The 7,287-nt window shown below is 52.6% G+C and carries 12 protein-coding genes and 1 pseudogene; all 13 read right to left on the bottom strand.

The window, feature by feature from the left end; genetic code table 11:
• Positions 1-86: 86 nt before the first annotated feature.
• Positions 87-257, bottom strand: a pseudogene (locus KDX37_RS28435) (AvrPphF family type III effector); the annotation flags it as partial.
• Between the two features lie 135 nt (positions 258-392).
• The gene (locus KDX37_RS28430; protein WP_231656527.1) at positions 393-788 is read right to left on the bottom strand and encodes a CesT family type III secretion system chaperone; all 396 of its coding nucleotides are present in this window, start codon (positions 786-788) and stop codon (positions 393-395) included.
• Positions 789-996: 208 nt separating this feature from the next.
• The gene (locus KDX37_RS28425; protein WP_231656526.1) at positions 997-1,269 is read right to left on the bottom strand and encodes a hypothetical protein; all 273 of its coding nucleotides are present in this window, start codon (positions 1,267-1,269) and stop codon (positions 997-999) included.
• A gap of 113 nt (positions 1,270-1,382) precedes the next feature.
• Positions 1,383-1,808 carry a hypothetical protein gene (locus KDX37_RS28420; protein ID WP_231656525.1) on the bottom strand — a complete coding sequence of 142 codons (426 nt, stop codon included), beginning with the start codon at positions 1,806-1,808 and terminating at the stop codon, positions 1,383-1,385.
• A 65-nt stretch (positions 1,809-1,873) separates the two neighbouring features.
• Positions 1,874-2,215, bottom strand: a complete 342-nt coding sequence (locus KDX37_RS28415; protein WP_058825467.1) for a hypothetical protein — start codon at positions 2,213-2,215, stop codon at positions 1,874-1,876.
• 132 nt (positions 2,216-2,347) lie between these two features.
• A complete protein-coding gene (locus KDX37_RS28410; RefSeq protein ID WP_060402271.1) occupies positions 2,348-2,593 on the bottom strand; it encodes a hypothetical protein in 246 nt (81 codons plus the stop codon).
• 82 nt (positions 2,594-2,675) lie between these two features.
• Positions 2,676-3,050, bottom strand: coding sequence for a hypothetical protein (locus KDX37_RS28405; RefSeq protein ID WP_231656524.1), 375 nt, complete (start codon positions 3,048-3,050; stop codon positions 2,676-2,678).
• A 237-nt stretch (positions 3,051-3,287) separates the two neighbouring features.
• Complete coding sequence (locus tag KDX37_RS28400; protein WP_231656523.1) at positions 3,288-3,950, bottom strand: tyrosine-type recombinase/integrase; 663 nt, start codon at positions 3,948-3,950, stop codon at positions 3,288-3,290.
• A gap of 187 nt (positions 3,951-4,137) precedes the next feature.
• On the bottom strand, positions 4,138-4,779 hold the full coding sequence (locus KDX37_RS28395; RefSeq protein ID WP_231656522.1) for an SOS response-associated peptidase: 642 nt from the start codon (positions 4,777-4,779) through the stop codon (positions 4,138-4,140).
• Between the two features lie 267 nt (positions 4,780-5,046).
• Positions 5,047-5,298 carry a ribbon-helix-helix protein, CopG family gene (locus tag KDX37_RS28390; protein ID WP_003348789.1) on the bottom strand — a complete coding sequence of 84 codons (252 nt, stop codon included), beginning with the start codon at positions 5,296-5,298 and terminating at the stop codon, positions 5,047-5,049.
• 88 nt (positions 5,299-5,386) lie between these two features.
• Entirely contained in the window at positions 5,387-6,040 is a 654-nt protein-coding gene (locus KDX37_RS28385; RefSeq protein ID WP_003348786.1) for an AAA family ATPase, read from the bottom strand.
• Positions 6,041-6,434: 394 nt separating this feature from the next.
• Positions 6,435-6,851 (bottom strand): hypothetical protein, encoded by a 417-nt coding sequence (locus tag KDX37_RS28380; protein ID WP_003348781.1) that lies wholly within the window; start codon positions 6,849-6,851, stop codon positions 6,435-6,437.
• A gap of 51 nt (positions 6,852-6,902) precedes the next feature.
• Positions 6,903-7,190 carry a hypothetical protein gene (locus KDX37_RS28375; protein WP_231656521.1) on the bottom strand — a complete coding sequence of 96 codons (288 nt, stop codon included), beginning with the start codon at positions 7,188-7,190 and terminating at the stop codon, positions 6,903-6,905.
• Positions 7,191-7,287 lie beyond the last annotated feature (97 nt).

Here is a 7,287-nt window from a genome sequence, read left to right as displayed (position 1 = left end):
TCGCCACCCTTATCGTTGCTGTTAGTCATAAACATACCCGTTTGCCTATCCCTTATCTTAAGGGGGGAACGGTGTCCTGTCTTTCATGGGGCTCGTTCATTCAGAAACTGCTCTCTCTGACTATGCGAAAGCTGATGAATGGATGTCAGTGTATCTCCACCAATATGAGTGGATGTAGAGGGAGCTGAAGTTATTCGTTGTGTATCGGATGGGCTATACACATGGCGTGAGCCCGAGGTGCCGCAAATATTACCCATAATGGTTTCCTCTTTTTAAAAACTGCAGATTGCTTCTTTTTTGCCCGACGCTCTGGTATATGTACAGTGCCAATGTAATATTGATGCATTTATGTGACATTGCCAGAGTTCACAAGACTAAAAACTTCCTCGCTACTACTTGAGTTTTAGTGTTTTTCTGATTTCACCTGCCACGCCTATAAGCTCTTCAAATGTCCTGCGCATTTGCACGTTGTCTACCTCAATCAAGGGGGTGCGTGTATGCAATACACCGTTTTTCTCCTTCGTCATTCCGAAGGTTAGGAAAGGTTTTCTAAGGCTAAAGTTGTTCAGCTGGAGCGCGTAGTTTAATGTGTCAATACTGCTATCTTGAAATGTCCCAACGTCAGCGGTGAAATATACCCAGCGAAATTCGTCTTGGTATAATTTTACGTTCATACCACTTTGAAACTCAAAGCAATAGACTTCATCGATATGTTTCTTGTCAGGCAAGGGCGGCATGTTGTAGTCCTTAGCCAGCCCTTCCACAAGCAGGTCAAATGCGTTTTTCATAATGCATCTCCTCATAATTTAAGGTGATGAGTGGTCACTGAGCAGCATCAGGTTCCCTTTTTGATGATGCTCGTCAGTGAGCATAGCTGCTGGCGGGCGCGCAGATCGTAACCGCCCGATAGACGATCCTGACCAGCAGCAAGCGCTCAGCCGATCTCGCTGTTCTACCCGTCTCCAGGTTCCACGTTGGAAGGTAACGAAGGTTTTCCTACTCGTCGGCGGCCCAGTCGCTGGGCTCGCCCAGCTCAAGACTCACCATGGATTCGAGCAGGCGGCCCAAGCGCGCCTCCGCCTCGTCATGGGCCTTGCTCAGCGTCTTCCAGGCCGGCTCACCCGGTGCCTGGGCGAACATCGCATGCCTGGCCTGGCGCAACTCGTTCAACGCGTCCAAGTAGGTGCCCTGCAGCGTCACGGTCAGCGGTTCGGTGAGCAGCGCCGGGGGCTCGGAGCGGATGTACTTACGCGGGGCTGTGGTGGTCATGGGTGGTGCTCCTTGCGAATCTTGAAAGGGGTGGGTTCTACAGCCTCGGCCCAGCTAGATGGCTGGGCTTGGGATGAGCCTGGTGTTTTCCTAGGCTTCAGAACCAACACTACCTACCAGCCGCGAACCTGGGCATGTAGACGACTAACGACAGGATGCGACCACTTGATGCGTTCAAGGTCAGAGCTACGACCTTTGACCATAGCTTGGGCATCCTCCTCCGACGTGAACGCCTTATGGGCCTCCTGCTCACCCCGAGCCTGAGCATACTGCTCGAAGCTTCGCTGGTCAGATCTGCGTCTAACAACGAGCTCCATCACACCATCGGCAAAATCGAGAGCTCTCCTTGCACTGTCGAGCTGGGTAATGACGTCAGACCGCTGCTGATCGGTATACCAGAGGCGCACAATCTCAATATCCGACTGATGTTTCTGGGACTGTGCAAGCCCTTTTATCGCGCTGGCTAACGGCTCCATTTGGCTTAATGCAGATATCAAGTCTGCTGATTTCAAGTTCAAATCATCTGGATTTGGGGTCATAAATTTCTCTGTTGTGTCTGTTTTGCGAGTCAAAGGCGTGTCACACGTAACGTGTGCTTTCCCGCTCAGGCCGCGTGAATGTCTGTATCGTCGCAGCTGCGCGATTCTTGCGCCGCCTCGCCCATCACCTGCTCGTAGCAAGATTCGCAGTGGTCGCCTTCTGGTGTAGGCATCAGCGGACCATCGCCGCCGCAGTGTTCGCACGTCGCAGGGATCGTCAGCGGCCAAGCTTGCAACACCTTGTCGCCCTCGTACTGCAATACAGGCTTGCCGGTTTCGAAGGAATAGAACGCGCCGTCGACTTCAAACGCAAACACGAAACTGAGGTCGCTGTCTCCGCACCAGTTATCGATCATGCGCAGGGCATGGGTCGGGGCTTCGGGAAGATTCGCGATGCGGCTACTCATTGGTTCAGCTCCTTGCAGGGTGATAGTGCGGGATCGCTAAAAGCGCGTCCTGGTACTGGCAAAGCCCGCGACTTGGCGGGCTGATGATGTAGCGCGGGTTCATTGAACACAGGACGCGTTATTGGAATCGGGTCACTCCAAGTCGGGCCCGCAGCCTTTCAAAATATTCTCGCGAGCATTGTCCAGATCCACCAGTAGGTCATCAGCCATCAGGGTGCCCAGCTGACCCTGCATTTTCAGCGCTGCGACCTTGGTCTCAGCGACTGCATGGCGCCTGTCTAGGTCAGCACGACTGGTCGCGTTGTCCAAAAACTCAATCAGCAAACGCACGTCTGCCACGGCATCGGGATTGCTCTGTTCGATTGGGGTCAGGGGCATGGCGGGGTTCCTTTCGGTCGTTAGTCGCGGTCGATTAGATAATGGAAAGGGTGTTCCTGGGCGACAGATCTGCCGCGAATTCCTACGCGTTGACTACAGCAGAATATTCTTCAGCCATTGCCATAGCGTTGGGCGCGGTGGTCACAACTATTTTGTATCCGTCAGCACCTTGATAAAGGTCGCAAGCTCCCTGAAGGGTGAGGGCTTTTCCAGCCTGGTCGATGGCCAGGATATGCAGCATGCGCTTGTACCCCTCTGGACAATCATCCCCTTTACCGTAGACGGGACCGAACACCCATCCGCGGTATTCTTCCGGAACCGATTCGGGCCAGCCTTCGGGGAAATATTGCTCGACAAGATTAAACAGGTCGAGCTTTAGGGAGGCCGAAAAATTCTCCATGTCGACGATCGACACTCCATCCCAGATCCATTGGTCAATCGTCTCATTCAGATGCATTTTCCAAGCCCTCATCGATTCGCTTCAATGAGTATAATATTAGCCTATAGGCTAATTATTTGAACGCGGGAAGCCCTCTAACAGCGTCGTCCCAATGTGGGGGGCGCTCAGGGTCATTTATAATTTTGCTCAGTGAAACTGGGTGCTTCCGCCAGTGCGCTGCCAAGTCCTTACCTGTCCAACCCCGGCGACGGTATTCCGCTTTGAACTCGGCCGGTGTCAAACGCTGAACCGCCATTAAATGATTCTCCGAACTATGTCGCCCAAGCGCGCAGGATCGCCTGCACAGAGCTTTCTAACCGCTTCAAGACTCTCGATACCCAATATCTCGCAAATGATCCTCAGGTCGATCCCACGGCGCTTGAGCTTGACTGCCAATGTGCGCCGCCCTGACTGCGAACTGGCTCCCTCAATACCCGACATTGAAAACAGCCGGGTGTAGATCCGCGTTAACTGATTCGCGCTGTAGTAAGTTTTCCCTTCTCGCACCTTGGAGCTGATCTTCAAGCCTTCTCCTGTGCGTCCAGAAACAAATAAAGCAGATTCGGGATCAAGTCCACGGAAAGCCTTAATCCTTGTCGATACGCCGTGCCCGCGCTTGGCGCGCTCTAAGAGGTGCGCATCAATGGCGTTGATCAGTTTCTTGCTGGTCCAACACAATGGCCTTGAACGATGGTTGTAGGCTATTTCTGCCCGCACCTGGGAGTCAGTCAAAACTGAACCGGACTCGGTCAAATAGTCGCTCACTCGCAGCCTGCAAATCTCTGTCACTGTCATGCCAGTACCAAAGCAGGTCAGCAACAGCGCAGCGTCTCGAATTCCGTTCTCACTGCTGCTCACTTTCGCAACGCGAACAGCGTGTTCAAGCTGCTCATCCTCAACAACGATTGCTTTGGGCATTGGTTACTCTGAACGTGCTTACACCATCAATCCCAACATAGTACGGCAACAAAAAGGCCGGAGATAGCCCCAGCCTTTTGGTGTCTTACGTGTTATAGGAAAATGCTACCGCGCCTGCGGCTTGGTGGCTGCTGCCGTCCAGCGCGACAAGTCACCCTGTCCATCACCAGCTCCAGGGAAGACCTGGTCACATGTCCACGATCAACCGATCTGCCGGGTACTGGTTCATGAACGCTGCGCTCTGCTCCGGCTGCGCGTTCAACCAGTCCGTATACGAGCCCTTGGGCAAAATCACTACCATGCGCTTTTCATCCTGGGGCTTGTGGTACGCCTTCATGAAGTCGTGATCATCTGCATTCACGGTCAGCATGGTGTAGCTGTGCAGGATCTGGTCGGTGGACGGATCGCGCCACTGCTCCCATAGACCCGCAATGCCCAGCAGATCGGCGTCCTCACGGACTATACGTGTGGCAACGGCCTTGCCCGAACGCCAGTCCGGCTCGTAGATGGCCACCGCTGGGATGATGCAATGTTGCGCATGGCGCCATGCATGCCGGAATGACGGTTTCTCGGCCACTGTCTCTGATCGAGCATTGTAGGTGCGCCTGGCAATTTTACTGTCCTTGCTCCAGGACGGGATCAACCCAAAGGAGCCGGTCATCACTTCCATCGCTGCAGGAGATTCGTCGTCTTCGGCGCGACCGTCAGGATGGCGTAAGAATGGGCCGATGTAGGCAGGCCACAAATCAAGTCTGCCCTGGTCAAACAATGCCACGCCAAACGCATCGGCGACCTGGTGCGGAGTGGGTGCTTCGTAATGGCTGCACATAGGGCCTCACAGGCACGTGTAGGTATCCTAATGTGAGACTCTGCCCTGCCCTGGCGTTCCATTTAATCGACTGGTTACAACCTAATGCCAGAAACGATAAAGGGTGCCTTAGGCACCCTCTTCGTACTAGATCCGGAAACCACTCAGCTTTCGCCTCGGTTCGCCTTGCGCGAACACTCTAAAGGGCTGCCACTCCTGCTAAAGACATCCAAAAGGCATTATAAGAACATCTTAATAATACTAAAAGAATATCCTTTTAGTACCCTATTACACTCCAGCGTCCAGTAGCCGCCTCACAGCAATTTTGATCAATGCTGGTCGCGACAGGCCCAGTTGCTTACGGGCAGCATCAAATTCAGCCAATAGCTCAGGCTCAAAACCTACTTGGAACATCTCTCGCTTACCCCTGATGTTCTTCTTCGCCTTGCTATCGGGAGCGGTGGCCGCGGCTTTAGCCGCGACCTGACTTGACTCTCGGTCGGCGCTCGCCGGTTTAGGTGCTCTTTGAATGATCGCCATGAGATATTTTCCTGATATCTTAAGAATACCCTAATGATACTTCAATGATACCATAAGGATATGATAAAAATATCCTTATGGCCGTTTCTCAAAATAGTGCAGCTAAAAGCGCATCAATTTCCTTAACCGCTTTGGGGTCTTTGGGTTTCATTTCACTGACTGCAAGGCCCAAGGTCGAGGCAGCGGCTATTGACTTACGCCTGGCGATACTCAAATCGATCAATGTCAACTGAGGGTAATTTTCAATGGATTTGCGCGTCCCAATGTTGTCGCTTGAGTATTTTTTTGGCTCAGCCATATTGAGATAGGCATAGATGGGAAGAGGGTTGTCACCACGTAATGCCTGGATCTCGATGATCAGAGGCACCAACTCATCTTCAAGCGCGTCAAGCTCGAAATTTCCAGGAGCAATGGGGACAAGCATCACATCCGCTATCATCATCGCGTGCCGAAAGGCGCTGCTATCGCGACCGCCCGCATCGATGATGATGTCGTCGTACTTATCCAGCTGCCTCAACACTTGAGTACGCAGTTGCTCACCGTCAGGGTAAGCCACCAAGGTAACGCTGGGTGTGAGACCTGCAGCATCGCGACGATCAATTGCCTTGGATGAGGATGACTGGCGATCACTATTGACCAGCAGCACGTCCTTACCCTGCAAGGCTCGCCCTACAGCCACCTGCACAGTGTTAGTAGATTTACCAACACCACCTTTAGTATTGCCTATAACAATGACTGACATGTTTTTCCCTCAATCCCATAACATGATGAAAAGGATATCCTTTTGATACCTATTGTAAACCTATTGGATATTAAATAGATATCCTTAAACGTATTGCGATCGTGAGCCTATTCTGGGGTTAGGGGAGAAATAACGGCAATAGGCACCAATTTTTGGGAGCCATGCTGGAGAATGTTCATAAAAGCTTCAGCTACACAGGGGACCGCAATCTCCCTGGCGTACCACAACAGCAGTGGCCGGTGTTCGGGATTGGCTAATTCAGCAATCGGCAGGCTTCGGAGGGTGGTGTAGGTGGTATATTCATTAAGGAGCATATTTTAGCCCTGTCAGGTTTGATGTGTTCCAAGCTGGGGATGGTTACAGCCATGCCCCGGCATCCTTTCTAACGCTGGTTTTACGCCATAAATGCCAATACCGGGATGATGTCCTGCGGGGCTCGCCCAGTGAGCACCAGGAAGTGTCGCCAGACGCCATAAGGCACCTTCCTTACTCCCTGCTTGTAATCACGCACGCGCCGATCAGACGAAAGCCCCAATAGCCTGGCTAATTTTCCATCTGTCCCGTGTTCTGGGAAGCATCCCTGAAAATGTCGGAAATAGGCTCCAACAATTTCAGGGGAGGGCGGTTCCCACCCTTCATGCTCGCGTAGCAGGTGCGTGCGGCTGTACAGGCTTTCGTCCAGTTCCGACTGTCCTGGAAGCCTGGGCGCATTCAGATTAGCTTTCAGTTGCTTAATACCTTCCTCGGTGGCAGCTTGAAAAATAACCTCTTGCTGCTTGCTAACGGACGGCAACGGTATGTCTATTCTCATGTCTCATTCCTCAATTTCATCGAAGAAGTGGAGGCCTTTCGGCCCCCGTCTTCACCGTGGTGACAGCTCGATGCTTCGAACGTCTGAAACACGGATATTGACCAGACTCAGTGTCCCTGTGGCTAACTGCTTCCAATGCCCCGACTGGTGAACGTGGGTAAGGGCGTAGAACAGGTAGTCCGGTAACAACAGATCAGTTCGGTCAATTCGGATGCCGATATGTTCTGGATTGAACTTTCGTACCGCTTCGCCGCAATGCTCTGCTGAGCCCCTTCGAACAATCCAGAAGTGAGCCTCTGGAAAATTCGTCCGGATGGTCGCCACCGCAGTTAGTTTCATCGTAAGCGTCCGCCGAAGTCATCTTGCACGACTTAGGCAGATACCCACTGATGCGGCAGCAGTTGCTCAATCTCACTCGCTCGCTGCGTCGGTAACC

Origin of the sequence: Pseudomonas californiensis (genome assembly GCF_021147775.1) — a bacterium.
GTDB lineage: Bacteria > Pseudomonadota > Gammaproteobacteria > Pseudomonadales > Pseudomonadaceae > Aquipseudomonas > Aquipseudomonas californiensis.
Note: the sequence above shows the minus strand (reverse complement) of the source record. Positions and strands in the feature narration are given on the sequence as shown.